This window comes from Phenylobacterium sp. (assembly GCF_036677185.1).
Classification (GTDB): Bacteria; Pseudomonadota; Alphaproteobacteria; order Caulobacterales; family Caulobacteraceae; genus Phenylobacterium.
This window is the reverse complement of record NZ_JAKFEN010000012.1, coordinates 15,598-36,099: the sequence shown is the minus strand read 5'-3', so window position 1 is coordinate 36,099 and position 20,502 is coordinate 15,598. Positions and strand designations below refer to the sequence as shown.

Sequence of the window (20,502 nt, the reverse complement as noted above, 5' to 3'; positions counted from 1 at the left end):
CTTCGCCGGGATGAGCGGTTTAGGAGCAGAGCTACCGCCCCGCGGGCTCGTTCCAGCCATAGGCCACCCAGTGGTGGCCGCCCAGGTTGCGGGCTTCGATGACGCCGTCGTCGCGGCGGACGCGGGCGCGCTTGGCGCGGAGCGCGAGGCCGGCGAGGGCCAGCAGGACCGACGCCATCACGGCGATCACCACCACGGTGGCGGCGAAGAACACCGCCAGCACCGCACCGATGGCGACGGCCGCGGCCGTCGCGAGGGCTCCGCCCAACATCGCAAGACTGCGAAGGGCCGAACCGTGCTTCCTGGCGAATTCCCGGACCATGGCTTCCTCGAAGGCGCCGCTTTCTCAGCGACTAGAACGATTATGTCGGACGAGCGATCCCGAACGTCAACTCTAGGCGACGAAAACGTGAAAAAGTGGCGGCATCATGCCGCGCCTTCGAGCGCCATCGCCTTGCGTTCGCGCATAATGGCGTCGAAGGCCGCGTTGATCGCCGCGGCCTTGGCCTCCGCCACCTCGATGAATTCGCTGGGTAAACCCCGGGCGCGGGCCCGGTCGGGGTGGGCGTCCGACACCGCCCGGCGCCAAACCGCGCGCACCGCCTCGTCGCTGGCGTCGTGCTCGACATCCAGCACGCCATAGGGATCGTCGGAGGCCAGGCCCAGATGGGTGGCCTTCAGCCGCCGGAACACCAGGGGCGAGAAGCCGAACAGGTCCGAGACGTTCTCGATGTAGTCCAGCTCGTCCTGCGACACCGCCCCGTCGGCGGCGGCGATGTGGAACAGGCCGTCCAGCACGTCTTCCAGCAGGGTCGGGCAACCGGCGTAGCGCTTGGCCAACCGCCGGGCGTAGCTCTGGTAGCCTCGCGTGGTCTGGCGGGCCAAATCGTACAGCCGGTGGATATTGCGCTCCGAGGCCGCGTCCGGCGTGAACACCCGGGAAAAGGCGTCGAACTCCCCCAGGCTGGCGCGGCCGTCGGCCTTGGCCAGCTTCGCGCCCAACGCGGTCACGGCGGTGGAAAAGGCGGGGTCCTCGCCGGGCCGGGTGGCCGGGCAATCAGCGCAGTCGCCCGCATCGGGCCGGCGGACTGCGAGCCCAGCAATGTTGCGCCAGAAGCTCATGGGAGTTAGCCACCTGTAAGGCCCCGGACGGGACCTGACAACGCGTATCCGAACATTGGAAGGTTAAGGATTGGACAGGCTCTGGAGCTTCTGGATCGATCGTGGCGGCACCTTCACCGACGTGATCGGACGCGGGCCGGACGGTTCGGAGCTGTCCCTGAAGCTGCTTTCCGCCTCCCCGTCCTATGAGGACGCCGCCGTCGAGGCCATGCGCCGGACACTCGACGTCGGGCCCGGCGAGCCATTTCCCGCCGACCGCGTCGGGGCCATCAAGATGGGCACCACCGTGGCCACCAACGCCCTGTTGGAGCGAGCCGGGGCCAAGACCCTGTTCGTCACCACGCAGGGTTTCGCCGATTCGCTGGTGATCGGCGACCAGTCCCGGCCGGAGCTCTTCGCGCTCAACATCGTCCGCCCCGAGCCGCTCTATTCCGGCGTGGTGGAGGCCCAGGAGCGGCTCGCCGCCGACGGCGCGGTGGTCACCCCCCTAGACGCCGACGCCCTGGCCGAGAAGCTCGCCGCCGCCCGCGCTGAAGGCTTCACCTCCGCGGCCATCGCGTTCCTGCACGCCGATCTCAACCCGGCCCACGAGATCGTCGCCGGGGACTTGGCCCGCGCCGCCGGCTTTGACTTCGTCGCGCTGAGCCACGAGGTCTCGCCCCTGCCCCGCTTCATCCCCCGCGCCGAGACCACCGTCGCCGACGCCTATCTGACGCCGATCCTGCAGGCCTATGTGCAGCGGGTGGCCCGGGCGGTGGCCGGCGCCCCGCTCTATTTCATGACCTCGGCCGGCGGCCTGGTCCGCGCCGAGGCCTTCCGCGGTCGCGACGCCGTGGTCTCGGGACCGGCCGGCGGCGTGGTGGGCGTGGCCCGTACGGCGCAGATGGCCGGCGCCCCGCAGACGCTCGGCTTCGACATGGGCGGCACCTCCACCGACGTCTGCCGCTACGCGGGCAGCTTGGAGCGGCGCGACACCGCCAAGGTGGCCGGGGTGCGCCTGCGCAGCCCCATGCTGGACGTGGAGACCGTGGCGGCCGGCGGCGGCTCGATCCTGGCCTTCGACGGCCTGCGCGCCCGGGTCGGGCCGCAGAGCGCCGGCGCCGATCCCGGCCCTGCCGCCTACGGCCGCGGCGGTCCGGCCACGGTCACCGACGCCAACCTGGTCCTGGGCCGGCTCGATCCGCGCTTCTTCCCCTCGATCTTCGGGCCCAGGGGCGACGCCCCGCTGGACGTCGCCGCCGCCCGCGCCGCCATCGCCAGGCTGGCGGAAGCCATGGGCTCACCCAGCGTCGAGGCCGCCGCGGAGGGCTTCGTGGCCATCGCCGTGGAACAGATGGCCCGCGCCACCGACCGCATCTCCACCGAGCGCGGCTTCGACCCCCGCGACCATGCCTTGACCGCGTTCGGGGGCGCCGCCGGGCAGGTCGCCTGCGAGGTGGCCGACGCGCTGGGTCCCTGGCAGGTGCTCTGTCCCCGCTACGGCAGCGTGCTCTCGGCCTGGGGCATCGGCCAGGCCGAGGTGACGAGCCTGCGCCAGATGGGCCTCGACGCTATTCTCGACGCTGCCGGCCTCGCCCGCGCCCAGGCCCTGGCTGTCGAGGTGGAGGCCCAGGCCCGCGCGGCCCTCGCCGACCAGGGCGCGGAAGCCTCGGAGGTCCGCCGCACCCTGCGCCTGCGCTACGACGGCGCCGACGCCCAGATCTCCATCCCGGTCGGCGACCTAGCCCAGGTGAAAGCCGCCTTCGAGGCCGGTCACCAGCGCCTGTTCGGCTTCATCGAAGCCGAACTCCCCATCGTCATCGCCACCGTCGAAGTCGAAGCCGTTAGCATCTCCTCCTCTCCCCATTCATGGGGAGAGGATAGGGTGAGGGGCGCGTCGCAAGGCGACGCAACTCTGCCCAACCCCAACCACGAAGCTTCCGAAAGCCCCCCCTCACCCTACCCTCTCCCCCCGGAAGACGTGGGGAGAGGAAAGACTGTCCGCATGTTCTTCCACGGCGCCTGGCACGCCGCCCCGATCATCCTGGCCGAAACCCTCACCGAAACCGCCGGCCCCGCCCTCATCGTCCGCCCCGACACCCAGATCGCCCTTTCCCCGGGCTGGATCGCCACCCCCGCCGCCGACGGCCTGATCCGCCTGGACCGCGCCCAGCACATCGTCACCGCCGAGCTCACCCTCGAGCGGCCCGACCCGGTCACCCTGGAGCTGTTCAACAAGCGCTTCATGGGCGTGGCCGAAGCCATGGGCGCGGCCCTCGAACGCACCGCCCATTCCGTCAACATCAAGGAGCGCCTGGACTTCTCCTGCGCCCTGTTCGACGCCGATGGCGGCCTGGTGGCCAACGCCCCGCACATGCCGGTCCACCTCGGCTCCATGGGCGCCAGCGTCCGGGCCGTGCGCGACCGCCATCCGGACCTCAAGCCGGGCGAGGCCTATGCGCTCAACAACCCCTATGCTGGCGGCACCCACCTGCCCGACATCACCGTGGTCATGCCGATCTTCATGGGCGACGAGCGATCTCTTCCTCCCACGTTTACGGGCGAGGGGGACCGCGAAGCGGTGGAGGGGGCGGCCTCAGGCTCTGCGCCCAGCCTCGCCCCCTCCACCACCCTTCGGGCGGTCCCCCTCCCCCATTCGCTCCGCGATGTGGGAGGAAAAAGTCCCACCTTCTACGTCGCCGCCCGCGGCCACCACGCCGATGTCGGCGGGGTCCAGCCCGGCTCCATGCCGCCCTTCTCCCACACCCTGGACGAGGAAGGCGTCCTGCTCGACGCCCTGCCGATCATGCAGGGCGGCCGGTTCCTCGAGGCCGAGACCCGCGCGGCTCTCGGCTCGGGCCAATGGCCGTCCCGCGCCCCCGACCGCAATCTCGCCGACCTCAAGGCCCAGATCGCCGCCTGCCAGGCCGGCGCCGCCTCGGTCCGCACCATGATCGAGACCCATGGCGGCGCGGCGGTCGCCGCCTACATGACCTTCGTCCAGCAGAACGCCGCGGCCTCGGTCCGCCGGGCCATCGGCAAGCTCTCGAACGGCGAGGCCCGCGTGCCCATGGACGGCGGCGGCGAGGTCGTCGTGCGCACCACCGTCGACGCCGCCAAGGGCGAGGCCACCCTGGACTTCCGCGAGTCCGCGGCCCAGCTCGGCTCCAACTTCAACGCCCCTTCGGCCATCGTCGACGCCGCGGCGCTCTATGTGTTCCGCACCCTGGTCGACGACGACATCCCGCTGAACGCCGGCTGCCTGGAGCCCCTGCGCATCCTCACTCGCGAGGGCTCGATGCTCGCTCCGAAATACCCCGCCGCCGTGGTCGCCGGGAATGTCGAGACCAGCCAGCACGTGGTCGACGCCCTCTATGCGGCCCTGGGGGTCATGGCCAACGCCCAGGGCTCGATGAACAATTTCACCTTCGGCGACGAGGACCGCCAGTACTACGAGACCATCTGCGGCGGGGCCGGCGCCACCGCCGACCGCGCCGGGACCAGCGCCGTCCACACCCACATGACCAATTCCCGCCTGACCGATCCGGAAATCCTGGAACGCCGCTTCCCGGTCCGGGTCGAGGCCTTCGCCATCCGCCACGGATCGGCCGGCGCCGGCGCCATGGCCGGCGGCGAGGGCGCCTATCGCCGGGTCCGCTTCCTAGCCCCCATGGAGGCGGCCCTGCTCTCCACCCGCCGCCTGCACGCGCCGCAGGGGATCGCCGGCGGCGGCCCCGCCCTGCCCGGTCGCCAGCGTTTGATCGAACGCTCCGGCGCGGTAAAGGAACTGCCCGGCTGCTTTTCCATTACGGTCCAGCCCGGCGACGTCATCGAGATCGAGACCCCCGGCGGCGGGGGCTTTGGTCGGTCCGCCGCCTGATCAGACATTCGAGGTCCTATGTCCGCGCTGTTGTTCGCTCTCGCCCTGTTCGCCCAGGATGCCGCGCCTGCCGCCGCGGAGCCCGCGCCGGACGTCGTCGAGGCGCCCTACCCCGCCGGCGCGCCCAAGGACGACTACGGCCTGGTCGCCTGGTGCCACGGGGCGCTGACCGGCTATCTCGACCTGCACGACCAGGTGATGCCCGAGGTCACCCGCATCGAGACCACCTTCCGCGCGCCGGGCCGCACAATCGCCGAGGACCTGCAGGTCTATGCCGACCTGCAGAAGCAGGGCCGCAAGGACCTGAAGCTGTTCGCCCGCGCCATGGAGACCGCCGAACGCGCCAGCCTCAAGCCAATCAATGTCCGCGGCGGCGAGGCCGTGAAGCGCGGCCGCGCCACCTGGGCCGCCGCCCCCAACCTGCCCAAGGCGCGCCTGGCCCAGGAATGGATGAGCTGGACCCTGCCGGCCCGCTGCTCCACCACCGCCAAGGCGCTCGAAGCCCGCGCCAAGCTGCTCGGCGCCACCTTCGACGCCAGCGCCGAAATGCCCGCCGACCCTGCCCCGCCCAGCGAGGCGCCGGTGGAAGCGCCCGCCAACCCGTCATAGGGCTCGGAATTCGCCACCTTTTCCTCCCCCATTCATGGGGGAGGGGGACCATCCGCTAGGATGGTGGCGGGGGCGAGACCGGGCTCGGCGCTTGAGGCCGCCCCCACCACCGCCTATCGGCGGTCCCCCTCCCCCGTAAACGGGTGAGGAAAAGGACGCACCCCAAGACTCTGGTCACAAACGGCCCCTCGTGCGTTTACTTTGATCACGTGACGCCCTCGACGGCGTCCGGAGAGGGATAGGCTTGCCGACCGTAGCGTTTGTGAATCCGAAGGGGGGCGCGGGTAAGACCACCGCCGCGCTTCTGCTTGCGCTCGGCCTCAGCGAGCAGGGCCAGCGCGTGGCCATGATCGATTCCGACCCCAACAAGCCCCTGGTCCACTGGGCCAGCCTGCCCGGCCGGCCCGACAGGATCTCCGTCCACCCCGCCCCCATGACCCAGGATATCCGCGACGCCCTGCGCGAGGCCCAGCGGAAACAGCCCGACTGGCTGATCCTCGACACCGAGGGCTCGATCCGCGGGGCGATGAACTTCACCACCATGCGGCTGGACCTGGTCCTGACCCCGCTGGCCTCCTCCGCCATCGAGGCCATCCAGGCGATCAAGGCCGCCGAGATGGTCGCCCAGTTCGGCAAACGCGGCGGCGCCCCCCTGCTGCACCGCTGCCTGCTGACCCGCGTCCCCGCAGCCCTGCGGCCCCGCTCGCTGAAGCAGGTGGTCGAGCAGCTGCGCGAAAGCGACATCGGCATCCTGCCCACCGCCCTCATCGAGAAGGAGGCGTTCCGGATGCTGTTCTCGGTCGGCGGCGGCTTCGCTGAGCTGGAACGCAGCGGCGTCGGCGGCGTCCCCGCCGCCCGCGCCAACGCCCAGGGCTACCTGGCCGCCGTGCTGGAACTCCTCGAAAGCGCCAAGACCCAGGCGGCTTAGGGTCTCGGTCAGGTCATTCCGGCGGTGGCCATCGCGAGGGCGGCTGTCGCAAGACTTGCCGGTTCGGAGACAAGGCCGTCCGCCCCCGCGGCCTCCAACTCGTCCAGGGTTCCGTAACCCCACAGGACGCCGAGGGCGCGCATCTCGTTCGCATGGGCTCCCGCGACGTCATGTCGACGATCCCCGATCATCACGCAGTGGCCCGGCGCCAGCGAATGAAGCTCCGCAATATGGGAGATCAGTTCCGGCTTGTGGTCCAGCGCGCCGCCCGGCTCGGAGCCGTGGATGGCGACGAAAAAGCCATCGAAGCCGATGTGCTCCAGAATGCGCTGGGCGAATTCTCTGCGCTTTGACGTGGCAAGAATGAGCTGCGCGCCCGCGCGCCGCATCGCCGTCAGCGCCTGCCCGATGCCTGGATAAGGCAGGCTGCTGAACAGGCCGCGCTGGCCATAGTCTGAGCGATAGGCCGCCACCGCCTCGGTGACCCGATCGTCTCCATATCGTTCCAGCAGCCACCGCATGCCGTCCTCTATCGGCGGGCCGATCAGCGCCGAAAGGTCGAGCGATGGCTCGGGCGTATGGCCTAGGGCGCGCAGAGCGGCCCGGCAGCTCGACAGAATGCCCGGCTCCGAATCAATGAGCGTGCCGTCCAGATCCAAAAGCACTGTGGGGGTGGTCGAAAGCATGGCCGAGCTTAACCCACGTTGGCGGGCTGGCTAGCGCCGCGTTCCGCCCTTCCCGGCACTCCAGGGAATCCGCCAGGGCGCGGCGCTTCATAGATTCTCCGGCGCGACCTCGCCTCTCACCAACGCTTGTCCGCCATACCCGCCACACGAATTATCGCCGGACGTGGCGCGAAAGCGACAGGCGCGGTTCTGACGCCCGCGCCGAAACTCACGCGGGCCGTGAACCTTGATTTTCCAGGGCTAATTTCGACAGTTTTCGAAGTTTCGGTACGATTTTGTCCATAGATTCAAATTCTGAACAATGTTCGGATGAGTTTTGACAGACCCGTCGTATGTGTCCGCACTCTATTCTTTCATGCATACAAAATCGACTTGCGTTTTGCTGAAATCCTCGCGCATTCCTCCCCCGCAATCTGTCGCAATATCGACGGATAACGTAGTTATATTAAAAGGGGAAACGCTTGCTACAATCCAGATACCTTGCCGGAGCCTCCTCCCTCGCGCTCCTGCTCACCCTCGGCGCCGGCCAGGCCCTGGCCCAGGATTCCGCCGAGGTCGAAGAGGTCGTGGTCACCGGCTCGTTCATCGCCGGCACCCCCGAAGACGCCGCCCTGCCGGTCAATGTCATCGGCGCCGAGGAGATGGCCAAGCAGGGCTCGCCCTCGACCGTCGACCTGATCAAGTCCATCCCCGCCGTCTCGGGCGCCGTGGGTGAGTCCAACCAGTTCGGCGCCGGCCAGACCACCGGCTCGGGCAACGTCAACCTGCGCGGCCTGGGCGCCGAGCGGACCCTGGTGTTGTTCAATGGCCGCCGCATGGCGATCTCGCCCGGCTCCATCTATGTCGACACCAACCTGATCCCGACCGCCGCCATCGGCCGCATCGAGGTGCTGAAGGACGGCGCGGCCGCCACCTACGGCTCCGACGCCATCGGCGGGGTGGTCAACTTCATCACCCGGCGCAACCTGAGCGGCCTGGAGGTCTCCGGCGGCTATTCGCTGATCGACGGCTCCAAGGGCGACTACAATGTCAACGCCGCCTATGGTTGGGTCGGCGACCGCGGCGACGTCCTGGTCACCGCCGGCTACCGCAAGCGCTCGGAACTCTCCACCACCGACCGCGACTTCGCCCTGCGTTCCTTCACCGACAACCCCCAGGGCGGCTGGTCCACCTTCGGCAATCCCGGCCTCTACCTCTCCAGCAGCAATGGCGGGACGACCTTCACCTCCCCCGTGGTCGACCCGGCCTGCGGCGCCATCTCCGGCCCCGGCACGGCGACCAGCTGCCAGTTCCAGTTCCTCGGCTTCGACAATCTGACCGAGGATGAGGATCACTGGCAGCTCTACGGCGAGATCAATTTCGACCTCACCGACACCACCAAGTTCCACGCCGAAATCCTCTATTCGGGCCACGAGGTCGCCGCCGAGAACTCCTCGCCGTCCTACCCGCCCAACAACTTCCCGACCTCGGCGCTGACCACCAAGGTCCAGGGCAACGGCTTCTACATTCCCAGCGCCAATCCGGGCCTCCAGGCCCTGATCGCCTCGGGCGGGCTGACCCCGGCCCAGGCCGCCACGGCCGGCGCCAACGGCCTCTTCACCTCGGTCGCCTGGCGTCCGCTCGGCGTCGGCGGCAACCCGCTGTTCGGCGGCAAGGGCAAGGAGGACAAGCGCGCCTTCGAGGCCTACCGCATCTCCGCGGGCCTGAAGGGCAAGTTCGACTTCGGCGGCGGGATCGGCTGGGACGCCGCGCTCACCTACATGGACAACAACAGCGAGATCGCCACGCCGGACGTCCTGGTGGGCCGTATGCAGCTCGCCCTGCGCGGTCTGGGCGGCAATGGCTGCACCGGCAATACCCCCGGCGCCAACGGCTGCCTGTGGTTCAACCCGTTCTCCTCGGGCGTGGCGGGCAACGCCATCGATGGCCGGACCAATCCGAACTACAACGCCGCCACGGCCAACAGCCTGGAAGTCCTCGACTACGTCTTCGACGAATACGCCTACAAGATCCGCTCGCAGATGTTCACCGCCGACCTGGTGTTCAACGGCGACCTGCCCGTCGACTTCGGCGCGGGCCAGCTGGCCTGGGCCGCCGGCGCCCAGTACCGCTGGAGCGGCATCGAGCGGCAGAACAGCGACTTCACCAACATCGCCGTCAGCCCCTGCGCCGACTCCTCGGTCAATCCGGGGGCGACCTGCACGGCCAAGAACGGGCCGTTCAGCTTCTTCGGGGCGCTCGCCGACTACGACCTCGACTATTCGGTGATCGCCACCTTCGCCGAACTGCAGATGCCGTTCACCGACAGCCTGACCGGCACCTTCGCCATCCGCTACGAGGACTACGGCGGCAATATCGGCGCGACCACCAATCCCAAGGTGGCGCTCAAGTGGCAGGCGGCCGACTGGCTGGCCTTCCGCGCCTCGGCGGGCTCGACCTTCCGCGCTCCGCCCCAGACCCAGATCGCCAACACCGCCACCACCAGCCTCGCCTACACCACCGCGGCCGGCGGCTATCGCGCCTACGACCTCTGGGGCGCCGCCAACCTGAAGCCGGAAAAGGCCGACACCCTGAACCTCGGCGTCCTGTTCGAGATGGGCGACTTCAACGCCTCGCTCGACTACTGGCGCTTCGCCTTCAAGGGCCCGATCGACAACGAGAGCGGCTCCGACATCGTCAACGCCATCTTCCCCAACGGGGCGGCCGGCGCCAACAACTGCGCCAACCCCGCCTACGCCCCGCTGCTGGCCCGGATCAGCTTCACCGGCGCCTGCTCGGCCCCGAACATCAACCGGGTGCGGATCAACTACGTCAACAGCCCCGACATCGACACCAGCGGGCTGGACTTCGCGGCCAGCTACCGGGCGCGTGACGTACTGGGCGGCGACATGAACTTCGGCCTCGATCTGACCTATGTGCTGGAATACATCGTCGCGGCTACGACCCTGGAAGGCGTCGTGGTCGCCAAGGAGACCGACTACGCCGGGACCATGGACTATCTCGGCTACGGCTCGCAGCCGCAGTGGAAGGCCACCGCCTTCGCCGAATACGCCCGCGGCGACCACAACATCCGTTGGACCCTGCGCTATGTCGACGACATGCGCGACACCCGCGGCGGCACGTCGACCTTCGCCACCAACCAGAACGGCCGCAAGATCAAGGCCTTCGTCACCAGCGACATCACCTACCGGGTGGTCCTGCCTTGGGACACGACCCTGACCGCCGCGGTGATCAACGTGTTCGACGAGGACCCGCCGTTCGCGCGCCTCGACCTAAGCTACGACCCGTTCACGGCCAATCCGCTCGGCCGCTACTACAAGCTGGGCGTCACCAAGCGGTTCTAGGAGGTCTTCCCCCTCGAGAACCACCACTGGCCGGTCCCCCACGGGGCCGGCCTTTTTTTCGGAGGCTAGGCTGGGGATAGGCGCCCTTCTCCCCTTGCGGAAGAAGGAATTCTCGCGTGCGCCACGGCGGGCAGACCCCCTTGTGGAACATTGTTCGAAGCGTCTCGATGTCCCCGCGCCCCGCTCCGGGCGCGCAGTTGAGGGCGCCGCCATGGCTGACGGAACGACGGACATTCTGAAGGACAAGCGCGCCGCCGCGCGCAAGGCCGCCTACGAGACCCCGCTGGAGGAACTGAACCCGGCCCGAGCCTCGCTGTTCCGCGACGACGCCATGTGGCCGATCTTCGAGCGCCTGCGCGCCGAGGCCCCGGTCCACTTCACGCCCGACAGCAACTACGGCCCCTATTGGTCGATCACCCGCTACGACGACATCATGGCGGTGGACTCCAACCACCAGGTCTTCTCGTCGGCCAAGGGCATCGCGCTGTCGCCCAAGGCCGCCCAGGGGTTCCGCGACCCCAACAACAGCGCCACCAACTTCATCGCCATGGATCCGCCGCGCCACGACGTCCAGCGCAAGACGGTGAGCCCGGCGCTCTCGCCCCATGCGCTCTCGATCATGGCCCCGCTGATCCGCGAGCGGGCGGGCCTGATCCTCGACAGCCTGCCCATCGGCGAGCCCTTCGACTGGGTCGACCTGGTGTCGAAGGAACTCACCACCATGACCTTGGCGACCCTGTTCGCCTTCCCCTTCGACGAACGGCGCAAGCTCACCCGCTGGTCCGACGCCATGACCACCCCGCCGGGCTTCGGCGCCGGCGCCGCCAGCCTGCAGGACCTGCGCGCCACGATGGCCGAGTGCTTCGGCTACTTCACCGAGCTCTGGAACCAGCGGGTCAACGCGGAGCCCACCGGCGACCTGATCTCCATGCTGGCCCACGGCGAGGAGACCCGGAACATGACGATGGCGGAGTTCCACGCCAACGTCGCCCTGCTGATCATCGGCGGCAACGACACGACCCGGAACACCATCTCCGGCTCGGTCCTGGCGCTGAACCAGAACCCCGACCAATACGCCAAGCTCCGCGCCAACCCGGCCCTGATCCCCTCCATGGTCTCCGAGACCATCCGCTGGCAGACCCCGCTCGCCCACATGTCCCGGACCGCGACCCAGGACTTCGAGATGGGCGGCAAGACCATCAAGGCCGGCGACAAGGTGGTCATGTGGTACGTCTCGGGCAATCGCGACGGCTCGGTGATCGAGAACCCCGACAGCTACATCATCGACCGCCCGCGCCCGCGCCAGCACATGTCCTTCGGCTTCGGGATCCACCGTTGCGTCGGCAACCGCCTGGCCGAACTGCAGCTCACCATCATCTGGGAAGAGATCATGAAGCGCTTCCCCGACATCCAGCTCCTGGAAGAGCCGAAGCGCAGCTACTCGGTCTTCGTGAAGGGCTACGAGGACATGAAGGTCGTCCTGCCGTCCAGGCTCTAAGGCTGGCTGCGGGGGCTGGCATCGTCCATGTTCGCGGCCGTCTTCGAAGGACGGCTGTGAGATGACTCGCCCCCAGATCGCCATCGCCGGAACCCTGCGCCGCCGCGCCCTGGACGCGGCCCGCGGCCTGGTCGGCAAGGGTGGGGCCGAGGCCCTGCAACTGCGCGTGATCGCCGCCGAAGTCGGCAGCGGCGTCGCCAGCCTCTACTACCACTTCGCCAACAAGGACGCCCTGCTGGCCGCGGTGGCGGTCGACGGCTGGGGCGAACTCACCCAGAAGATCGAGCGCGCGCGGGCGAGCGGCAGGTTCCCCCACCCGATCGACGCGGCCTCGGCGGCCCTGCTCACCTTCATCCGCCGCAATCCGCACCTCTACGCCCTCATGCAGACCGAGCCGAGCCTGTCGGGGAACCTCGCGGTACGCGCGGCCGAGCAGCAGGCGCTCGAGGCGTTCCAGGCCGCCGTGCGCGACGATGACAGGGCGCCGCCGGACCGGGCCGAAGACATCGCGCTGGTCTTCTGGGTGCTGGGACGCGGAATCGCCTCGGCCGTCCATAGGCAGGAGGACGCGGCGTCGGCCGAGCGCCTGGAACAGGCCGTCCTGCGCGGCTTCGCCTTCCTGATGTCCCGAGGGCCACCCGCCCGACCCGATTCTAGGGCGTGACCTCGGCCAGGGCCACAACCGGCGCCGCGGCCCCCACGCGCATCTTCGCCTTATAGGCCTCCCGCGCCTCGTGGCAGATGTCCCAGTAGGGCTCGCCGCCGAACCGCTCGACCAGCAGCTCGGTGAGCGCGCGGACCTTGCCCGGCATGTGGCCGGCCGGCGGCGGCCGGACCACATAGAGCCCCGCCTCCGGGATCGGATAGTCCAGCAGCAACGGGACCAGCTCCCCCGCCTCGATGGCGTGACCGGCCAGGAAGGTCGGCAGGGCGGCGATACCCAGGCCCGCCACCGCCGCGGCCACCAGGGCCTGGCCGCTATCGGCCTTGAAGCGGCCCTCGGGGCGGATGGTGACCAGCTTCTTGCCGTCCCGGAACGACCAGGCCTCCTGGCCCTGCATCAGGGCGGCGTGGCCCATCAGGTCCTCGGGCGTCAGCGGCGTCCCGTGGCGCTCCAGATAGGCGGGGCTGGCCACCACCGCGGCGTTGATCGGGGCGATCCGCCGGGCGATCAGGCTGGAATCGGCCAGCTTGCCCACCCGCACCGCCACATCGAAGCGCTCGCCGATCAGATCGACGAACCGGTCGCTGTAGGAGGCCGTCACCGACAGTTTCGGATGGCGCACGGCCAGTTCCGCCAGCACCGGCGCCAGGTGAGTCATGCCGAACGACAGGGGCGCGGCCACCCGCAGGCTGCCGACGATCTCCTCGCCGCGCTGGGCCAGCGAATCCCGCGCCGCCTCCAACTCGGCCAGCACCCGGTCGGCGCGCTCCTTGAACTCCGCCCCGGCCTCGGTGAGCGCCACGCCCCGCGTGGTGCGGCTCAGGAGCTGCGCGCCCAGCGAGGCCTCCAGCCGCGAGACCCGGCGGCTGACCATCGACTTCGACAGCTCCAGCCGCTGCCCCGCCCGGCCGAACCCGCCCGCCTCGGCGACCTCGACAAAGGCCCGGATGTCCTCCAGCTCCATCATGGAAGCGTTCCTCTACGCGCAACAATCTGGTGCGATATGTGGGGCTACTGTTGCACAATGTGAACCCTCATCTTCCAGGACGTCAATTCATCAGCGCCCTTGGAGGGGTGTCATGTCCAATATCCTGGTTCTCAACAGCAGCCTCAGCGGCGAGGCCTCGGTCTCGCGCCTGTTGGTCGCCGATGCAGTCACCGAGCTCACCCAACGCGACCCCGGCGCCACCCTGGTGTTCCGCGACCTCGCCGTCGCCGCCATCCCGCACCTGACGCCGGAAAGCGTCGCCGGCGTCCGCGCCCAGGCGACCACGCCGGCCGAGCTGGCCTCCCGCGCCCTCTCCGACGAGCTGATCGCCGAGCTGCGCGCCGCCGACACCATCGTCATCGGCGCCCCGATGTACAATTTCAGCATCCCCAGCACCCTGCGCACCTGGTTCGACCACGTCCTGCGCCCCGGCGTGACCTTCAGCTACTCGGAAGCCGGGCCCAAGGGCCTGATCGAGGGCAAGCGGGTGATCGTCGTGGAGTCGCGCGGCGGCCTCTACAGCGAGGGCCCGGCCCAGGCCGCCGACTTCCAGGAGCCCTATCTGCGCCAGCTGCTGGGCTTCATCGGCCTGACCGACGTCACCTTCGTCCGCGCCGAGAAGATCGGCTACGGCCCCGACGCGCGCGACCAGGCGGTGGCCGACAGCCGCGCGGAACTGGCCAGGCTGGCGGCTTAAACCGAGCGCCCCACCCGGACGTTGAAGAGATGCTCCCCCACTGGGGGAGCTGTCGGCGAAGCCGACTGAGGGGGACTTTGACTCGCTTTCGAGCGCTTCAACCCCCTCCGTCTCTCCGCTTCGCTCCGAGCCACCTCCCCCAGATCGCGCTGCGCGCTGGGGGAGGATCTGGCCGTCGCTACACCTCTCGCCGCATGAACACCCGCGTGCTCTCGTCCAGCCCACGCGCCTCATGCTCGGCCCGGATCTCGGCCATGCCGGGCGTCAGGCTCTCGACGTCCTCGAACCCCAGCCGCCGGTAATAGGGTGCGTTGAACGGTACGTCCTTGAAGGTCGAGAGCGTCAGCGCCGCCCAGCCCCGCTCCGGCGCCAGGTCCGCCACGGCCTCGATGAGCCGCGCCCCGATCCCCCGCCGCTCATGGCTGGGCAGGACGTCCACCTGCTCGATATAGCCGCAGCCCTCCACCTCTCGGAACATCACGAAGGCGATGGGAACCTCGCCGTCGCAGGCGACCAGCAAGCCGCCCTCGCCGACCCGCTCGGCCAGCGTCTCTGCGTCGGTGGGATCGTCGTCGGTCAGCCAGGCCCGGTCGGTCCCGAGGAAGCGGCTGGCGGAGGCGCGCTCGATGGCGCGCACGGGTTCGATATCGGCAAGCTCGGCCGCGCGAAGGCGCAGGTCATGTGTCATCGGAATTATCCGGAAGGAAATGGATCCAAGGGCTGTGGCGGTCTGGCGCTCAGTCTTTCAAGGATCGTGGTCTCCGGGGCTCGCCGATCACGTCGGTCGATCCTAGTTTAGGGCCAACGGCCGCAGCGCGCCAAGGATCGCGACATGGAAACGCCCCACCTGATCTATTTCGCCGACCCCATGTGCTCGTGGTGTTACGGCTTCTCGCCGGTGATCGGCCAGATCCGCCAGGCCTTCGGACGGTCCCTGCCGATCCGGCTGGTCATGGGCGGCCTGCGCCCGGGCACGGACACCCCCACCACCGAAAAGGCCAAAATCGAGCTGGTCGGCCACTGGGGCCATGTCCACGAGGCCACCGGCCTGCCCTTCGACGGCGCCGTGCTGGACCGGCCGGGCTTCCTCTATGACACCGACCCGGCGGCCCGCGCCGTGGTCCGCGTCCGCCGCGACGATCCGGAAAAGGCCCTGATCTATCTCGGCCGCGTGCAGCAGGCCTTCTATGCGGAGAACCAGGACGTCACCAAGGCCGAGACCCTGGCCAACCTCGCCGCCGAGCTGGGCGTCGACCGCGACGCCTTCCTGGCCGACTTCGAGACCGACGACCTCAAGCACGAGACCTGGGCCGACTACGGGACCTCCCAGCGCGCCGGGGTCACCGGCTTCCCGACCCTGGTGGCCGGTCCCGGCGCCGACGGGACCTATGGCGTGGTCACCCGCGGCTACCAGCCCGCCGACCAGGTGCTGCCGGTTCTGCATCGCTGGATGGGCACGGCGTAGCAATTGCCGGGATTGCCGCGCTCCGATTTCCCTTCTCCCCTTGCGGGAGAAGGTGGCCCCGCGAGAGCGGGGTCGGATGAGGGGTCGAAAGCCCTATCCGTTTGACATTTGAGCTGCAGCTAGGCCGGACGCTGGCCGGACGGTTCTGAGAGACCCCTCATCCGTCGGGCTCCTCGCCCGACACCTTCTCCCGCAAGGGGAGAAGGGGGCGAGCGCCTGTGCGGTCAGGCGGCCGGGACCTGGTCCAGGAACCCGGTCACGGTCTTCAGCCGCCCATCCTCCAGGCGGCAGAAGTCGGTGCCCTTGATCGGGGCGTCGGCCGTCCCGTCGGGACCCAGGCCCCAGGAGAAGCGGACATGATCGCCATGTCCGTCGGCCGCGCCGATCAGGGAGAAGCGGAAGCCCGGAAACCGGTCCTGGACCCCGGCGATCAGGGCGTCGACCCCGGCGTGGCCGGCCACGGCGGCCAGCGGGTCCACATAGGTGGCGTCGGCGGCGAAGGCCTCGGCGATCTTGGCCTTGCGGGCCGCGCCGTCCGTCTCGTTCCAGGCGGCGATATAGGCCTCGGCGATGGCTTGGGTCATGGGGAGTGCTCCTTGGCTTGTTGACGCCCCCACCTTGCCGCCCCGCCTGAACCGTCGCGATTACGCGCGAGGTAACGGTGCTAGGCTCGGCCAAACCGGGAGGACCCAATCTTGATCAAGCTCACCTTCGCCCTGACCCGCCGCCCGGAATTCACCCGCGAGGCCTTCCAGGATTACTGGTTCAACACCCACGCCCCCCTGGTCGCCAGCGTCCGCGAGACCCTGCGCATCAAGCGCTATGTCCAGCTGCACAGCCTGCCGGCCGAGATCTCAGCCGACCTGCGCATCGCCCGCGGCGGGCCTGAGGGCTATGACGGGGTCGCCCAGCTCTGGTGGGACAGCTTCGAGGACCTGGCCGCCAACGCCGACAACGAAGCCGCCAAGGCCGCAGGCCGCCTGCTGCTGGAAGACGAGGCCCGCTTCGTCGACCTCCCCAAGTCCCCCCTCTGGTGGGGCCAGGAAAAGGTGATTTTCTAGGGTCGCCGCGGGAGGACATGGCTGGCGTCATGCTCCTTCTCCCCTTGCGGGAGAAGGTGGCCCCGCGAGAGCGGGGTCGGATGAGGGGTCTCTCAGAACTTGCCAGTCGGCTTCGGCGCTGTCTTCAACTCTCAAGCCAGACGGATAGGGCGATCGACCCCTCATCCGTCAGGCTTCGCCTGCCACCTTCTCCCGCAAGGGGAGAAGGGCGCCGAACTGCGATCCCATCCACCACCCAGACACGAAAAGGGCGCTTCCGACCGTGTCGGAAGCGCCCTCGCCTGTCCCCACAGGCAGACCTTGTCGCCTCGAGGCGCCATGTCTTCAAAACATGGCGCGTTTGTGGCGGATATGACGGTGTTCGCCTAGCCGCGAGATTGTCGCAGGCATGAGGGAGCCCCGGCGCTCTTGGGGAGATCCGGGGCTCAGGCGAAGGCGGTGTCGGGGGCGACCAAGCCTTCGCACCACATGAATACGCGAGACTCGCCCGTGTTCCGTCGTCGCGTAACTTTAATCACGGGCCCGGCCGCGCAGGCCGAAACCGCCCTCGCCATGACCGCCCAGGCTGGAGAACCGCGCCTCCTCGGCCTTGTGGAAATACTGCGAGGCCACCAGCCAGGCCTTCACGGGCCGCAGGCTGGCCAGGCAGCCCACGATCAGCGCCGGGAAGGTGGTCAGCAGGTGGACCCAGATCGGCGGATGCCAAGCGACCTCGGCCCAGGTGAACAGGGCGATGACCACGATGCCGACCCCGCTCATCACGAAGAAGGCCGGGCCGTCGGCCGGGTCGGCAAAGCCGTAGTCCAGGCCGCAGCGGTCGCACGACTTGGCCACGGTCAGGAAGCCGGCGAACAGCCTGCCCTCCCCGCACCGCGGGCAACGGCAGCGCAGGCCGGAGACGATCGGCAGCGGCGGGTCGTGGGGCATGCAGACAATCCTTGAATTGATACATACAATCTCGTATCAATGTATGTATTCCTCGCCGGACTTGCAAGCATGAGCCTCCCCACCGCCCGCTGGCTGGACCGCGTCGACCGCGACGAGGGCCCGATCTACCTGGCCATCCTCAAGGCGCTCTCCGCCGCCATCGCCGGCGGCGAGCTGCAGGCCGGCGAGCAGCTCCCGCCCCAGCGCGCGGTGGCCGCCCAGCTCGGCGTCGACTTCACCACCGTCACCCGCGCCTACGCCGCCGCCCGGGCGCGGGGCCTGGTGGAAGGGGCGGTGGGCCGCGGCACCTTCGTGCGCGGCCGCGCCGCCGAGGACGAGGCGGGCCTGGTCGATCTCTCCATGAACCTGCCGCCGCCGCCCCTGGACCTCTCGCTCGGCCGGATGCTGAAGGAGACCAGCCGCGCCGTCCTCGACCGCACCGATCCCGCCGTCCTGATGGCCTACCACCCCGGCGCCGGGTCCCTGGCCCAGCGCGCCGCCGGCGCCGCCTGGCTAGCCCCGACCCTGGGCGAGGTCGCCCCCGACCGCATCCTGATCTCCCCCGGCGCCCAGACGGCGCTGGCCGCACTCTTCTCCACCCTCATGCGCCGGGGCGACGCCCTGCTGGTCGAGCCCCTGACCTATCCTGGCGTCCTGGCCCTGGCCGCCCACCTGGGCCTGCGCCTGATCCCCTGCCCGACCGACGACCAGGGCGTCCTGCCGCAAGCCCTCGAACGCTTCTGCGCCGAACATCGTCCCAAGGCCATCTACCTGATCCCCACCCTGCAGAACCCCGTCGCCACCACCATGGGCCTGGAGCGCCGGAAGGACGTGGTCCGCATCGCCCGCGCCGCCCAGGTCCCCATCGTCGAGGACGACGCCTATGGCCGCCTGCCGGGCGCCCCCCTGCCGGCCCTGGCCGCGCTCGATCCGGAGAACGTCTGGCACGTGGCCACCCTGTCCAAGGCCCTCTCGCCCGGCCTGCGCACCGCCTTCGTCGCCGCCCCGGACGCCGCGGCCGCCCAGCGCCTGGCCCAGGCCCTGCGTGCGCTATCCCTGATGGCCTCGCCGCTCACCGCCGCCGTGGCCACCGCCTGGATCCGCGAAGGCGCCGCCGAGCACCTGCTGGCCGCCATCCGCGCCGAGGCCCGCGCCCGCCAGGCCCTGGCCCGTGAGATCCTGCCTCATGCCGTCGGCGGCCCCGACGGCGTCCACGTCTGGCTGGACCTGCCCCCGGGCCGCGATCCGGCGGCCCTGCGCGCCAGCGCCGCCCAGCGCGGCCTCTCCCTGGTCACCGCGGACACCTTCGCCGCGGGTCCGAACCCGCGCAACGGCCTGCGCATCTCCCTCGGCGGCCAGTCCCGCCGCGACGTCCTCGCCCAGGCCCTGCAGGCCGTGGCGGCGCTTGTCTAGGCGACTACCTCCAACCGCTCCAGACCCCGGAAGAACGGCAGGGTCCGCCACACCGGCTCCGCGCCCGGATCGGCCAGCCGCAGCTCCGGGAACCGGTCGAACAGCCGCACCAGGGCCACCTGGGCCTCCAGCCGCGCCAGGGGCGCGCCGATGCAGATGTGCGCCCCGCCGCCGAAGGCCACGTGCGGCTTGTGCTTGCGCGCCACGTCGAAGCGGTGCGGGTCCTCGAAGGCCTCCGGGTCGCGATTGGCCGCCCGCAGCGAGAACATGAACGACTCCGTCGCCGCCACCGGGCAGCCGCCCACCTCCATGTCGCGGGACGCCACCCGGCCGGTGATGTCCACCGGCGGCTCGTAGCGCAGGGTCTCCTCGACCACCGCGCTCACCAGTCCCGGATCGGCCTTCAGCTTGGCCAGCTCCTCGGGATGGGTCAGCAGCAGCCGCACGGCGTTGCCGATCAGGTCGGTGGTGGTCAGGTTGCCGCCCACCAGCAGGGCGCCCAGATTGATCCGCAGCTCGATGTCGCTGATCGGCGCCCCCTGCGCCTGCAGCTGGGTCATGTCCGAGATCAGGTCGTCGCGCGGCGCGGCCTTTCGCGCCGCGATGGTCTCCGTCCAATAGGCCGTCAGCGCCGCGCTCGAGGCCTCCATCCGCGCCGTCTGGGCCTCGTTGCGGAACGGGTTGAGGCTCTGGATCACGTCCTCGGACCAGACCCGGAATTCCGCCAGCCGGTCATGGTCGACCCCCAGGATCGAGGCGATCACGTCGATGGGGATCGGCACGCAGAAGGCGGTCATCAGGTCGAAGGGCGCGCCGGGGACAATGCGGTCCAGGGCCTCGTCGACGATCCGCTCCACCTCCGGCCGGAACTTGGCCACCCGGGCGTAGAGCGCCTGGGTCAGGGGCTGGCGGATCCGCGCGTGGTCGGGGTCGTCCAGCAGCAGGATGCTGGTGGTCTCGCCGCGATTGTCCGGGTCGGCGTCGGCCTCCACGAGGCTCCGCGACAGGAAGGATTTCCCGTCGGCCCGGATCGGGTCGCGCCACAGGGTGCGGTCCGACACCATGCTCCGCACATCGGCGTAGCGGGTCAGGACCACGCTGCCCGAGGCCGCGTCGCGATGCACCGGGCAGCGGGCCCGCAGGTCGTCCAGCAGCACATGCGGGTCGGCGCGGTAGGCGGGATTGAGCGGCGTCAGCTCGAACACCGTCGGAAGGGCTCGGTCGGCCATGTCGTCCTCCAC

General features: G+C 69.7%; 18 protein-coding genes. 10 read left to right on the top strand and 8 right to left on the bottom strand.

The annotated features are described in order from the left end of the window. Positions 1 to 31: 31 nt before the first annotated feature. Together V6M51_RS01670 and V6M51_RS01665 are read right to left on the bottom strand one after the other, a co-directional pair. Entirely contained in the window at positions 32 to 322 is a 291-nt protein-coding gene (locus V6M51_RS01670; protein WP_332764077.1) for a hypothetical protein, read from the bottom strand. Between the two features lie 104 nt (positions 323 to 426). After that, positions 427 to 1,122, bottom strand: coding sequence for a TerB family tellurite resistance protein (locus tag V6M51_RS01665; RefSeq protein ID WP_332764076.1), 696 nt, complete (start codon positions 1,120 to 1,122; stop codon positions 427 to 429). 70 nt (positions 1,123 to 1,192) lie between these two features. Here V6M51_RS01665 and V6M51_RS01660 point away from each other — a divergent pair, with 70 nt between their 5' ends. The 3 genes from V6M51_RS01660 (at position 1,193) to V6M51_RS01650 (ending at position 6,518) form a co-directional block, all read left to right on the top strand. Then, entirely contained in the window at positions 1,193 to 4,981 is a 3,789-nt protein-coding gene (locus V6M51_RS01660; RefSeq protein ID WP_332764074.1) for a hydantoinase B/oxoprolinase family protein, read from the top strand. An 18-nt stretch (positions 4,982 to 4,999) separates the two neighbouring features. After that, the gene (locus V6M51_RS01655) at positions 5,000 to 5,590 is read left to right on the top strand and encodes a hypothetical protein (RefSeq protein ID WP_332764073.1); all 591 of its coding nucleotides are present in this window, start codon (positions 5,000 to 5,002) and stop codon (positions 5,588 to 5,590) included. A 244-nt stretch (positions 5,591 to 5,834) separates the two neighbouring features. Next, positions 5,835 to 6,518: a ParA family protein gene (locus tag V6M51_RS01650; protein WP_332764071.1), complete on the top strand. Its 684-nt coding sequence runs from the start codon at positions 5,835 to 5,837 to the stop codon at positions 6,516 to 6,518. An 8-nt stretch (positions 6,519 to 6,526) separates the two neighbouring features. Here V6M51_RS01650 and V6M51_RS01645 read toward each other — a convergent pair whose 3' ends face one another. After that, entirely contained in the window at positions 6,527 to 7,204 is a 678-nt protein-coding gene (locus V6M51_RS01645) for an HAD hydrolase-like protein (protein ID WP_332698582.1), read from the bottom strand. A gap of 461 nt (positions 7,205 to 7,665) precedes the next feature. Here V6M51_RS01645 and V6M51_RS01640 point away from each other — a divergent pair, with 461 nt between their 5' ends. The 3 genes from V6M51_RS01640 (at position 7,666) to V6M51_RS01630 (ending at position 12,710) form a co-directional block, all read left to right on the top strand. Then, positions 7,666 to 10,548, top strand: coding sequence for a TonB-dependent receptor (locus V6M51_RS01640; RefSeq protein WP_332764069.1), 2,883 nt, complete (start codon positions 7,666 to 7,668; stop codon positions 10,546 to 10,548). 211 nt (positions 10,549 to 10,759) lie between these two features. Next, positions 10,760 to 12,046, top strand: a complete 1,287-nt coding sequence (locus V6M51_RS01635) for a cytochrome P450 (RefSeq protein ID WP_332764068.1) — start codon at positions 10,760 to 10,762, stop codon at positions 12,044 to 12,046. Positions 12,047 to 12,107: 61 nt separating this feature from the next. Beyond that, positions 12,108 to 12,710, top strand: a complete 603-nt coding sequence (locus V6M51_RS01630) for a TetR/AcrR family transcriptional regulator (protein ID WP_332764066.1) — start codon at positions 12,108 to 12,110, stop codon at positions 12,708 to 12,710. Here V6M51_RS01630 and V6M51_RS01625 read toward each other — a convergent pair. Continuing rightward, a complete protein-coding gene (locus tag V6M51_RS01625) occupies positions 12,700 to 13,677 on the bottom strand; it encodes a LysR family transcriptional regulator (protein WP_332764064.1) in 978 nt (325 codons plus the stop codon). The genes V6M51_RS01630 and V6M51_RS01625 overlap by 11 nt on opposite strands. Positions 13,678 to 13,789: 112 nt before the next feature. Between V6M51_RS01625 and V6M51_RS01620 the strand changes: the two genes are divergently transcribed. Continuing rightward, entirely contained in the window at positions 13,790 to 14,395 is a 606-nt protein-coding gene (locus tag V6M51_RS01620) for an FMN-dependent NADH-azoreductase (protein ID WP_332764063.1), read from the top strand. A 178-nt stretch (positions 14,396 to 14,573) separates the two neighbouring features. Here the strand turns inward: V6M51_RS01620 and V6M51_RS01615 are convergent, their stop codons facing one another. Then, on the bottom strand, positions 14,574 to 15,083 hold the full coding sequence (locus tag V6M51_RS01615; protein ID WP_332764062.1) for a GNAT family N-acetyltransferase: 510 nt from the start codon (positions 15,081 to 15,083) through the stop codon (positions 14,574 to 14,576). A gap of 144 nt (positions 15,084 to 15,227) precedes the next feature. On the opposite strand from V6M51_RS01615, the gene V6M51_RS01610 reads away from it, so the two are divergent. After that, complete coding sequence (locus V6M51_RS01610) at positions 15,228 to 15,860, top strand: DsbA family protein (RefSeq protein ID WP_332764061.1); 633 nt, start codon at positions 15,228 to 15,230, stop codon at positions 15,858 to 15,860. Positions 15,861 to 16,084: 224 nt separating this feature from the next. Here V6M51_RS01610 and V6M51_RS01605 read toward each other — a convergent pair whose 3' ends face one another. Next, positions 16,085 to 16,444, bottom strand: a complete 360-nt coding sequence (locus V6M51_RS01605; protein WP_332764060.1) for a nuclear transport factor 2 family protein — start codon at positions 16,442 to 16,444, stop codon at positions 16,085 to 16,087. 111 nt (positions 16,445 to 16,555) lie between these two features. Here V6M51_RS01605 and V6M51_RS01600 point away from each other — a divergent pair, with 111 nt between their 5' ends. Beyond that, positions 16,556 to 16,921 (top strand): EthD domain-containing protein, encoded by a 366-nt coding sequence (locus V6M51_RS01600; RefSeq protein ID WP_332764058.1) that lies wholly within the window; start codon positions 16,556 to 16,558, stop codon positions 16,919 to 16,921. Positions 16,922 to 17,431: 510 nt separating this feature from the next. On the opposite strand, the gene V6M51_RS01595 is transcribed toward V6M51_RS01600, so the two are convergent. Continuing rightward, entirely contained in the window at positions 17,432 to 17,848 is a 417-nt protein-coding gene (locus V6M51_RS01595; protein WP_332764056.1) for a DUF983 domain-containing protein, read from the bottom strand. Positions 17,849 to 17,917: 69 nt separating this feature from the next. Here V6M51_RS01595 and V6M51_RS01590 point away from each other — a divergent pair, with 69 nt between their 5' ends. Then, positions 17,918 to 19,261, top strand: coding sequence for an aminotransferase-like domain-containing protein (locus tag V6M51_RS01590; protein ID WP_332764055.1), 1,344 nt, complete (start codon positions 17,918 to 17,920; stop codon positions 19,259 to 19,261). Here V6M51_RS01590 and V6M51_RS01585 read toward each other — a convergent pair. After that, a complete protein-coding gene (locus V6M51_RS01585; protein ID WP_332764053.1) occupies positions 19,258 to 20,490 on the bottom strand; it encodes a cytochrome P450 in 1,233 nt (410 codons plus the stop codon). The genes V6M51_RS01590 and V6M51_RS01585 overlap by 4 nt on opposite strands. Between the last annotated feature and the right edge of the window lie 12 nt (positions 20,491 to 20,502).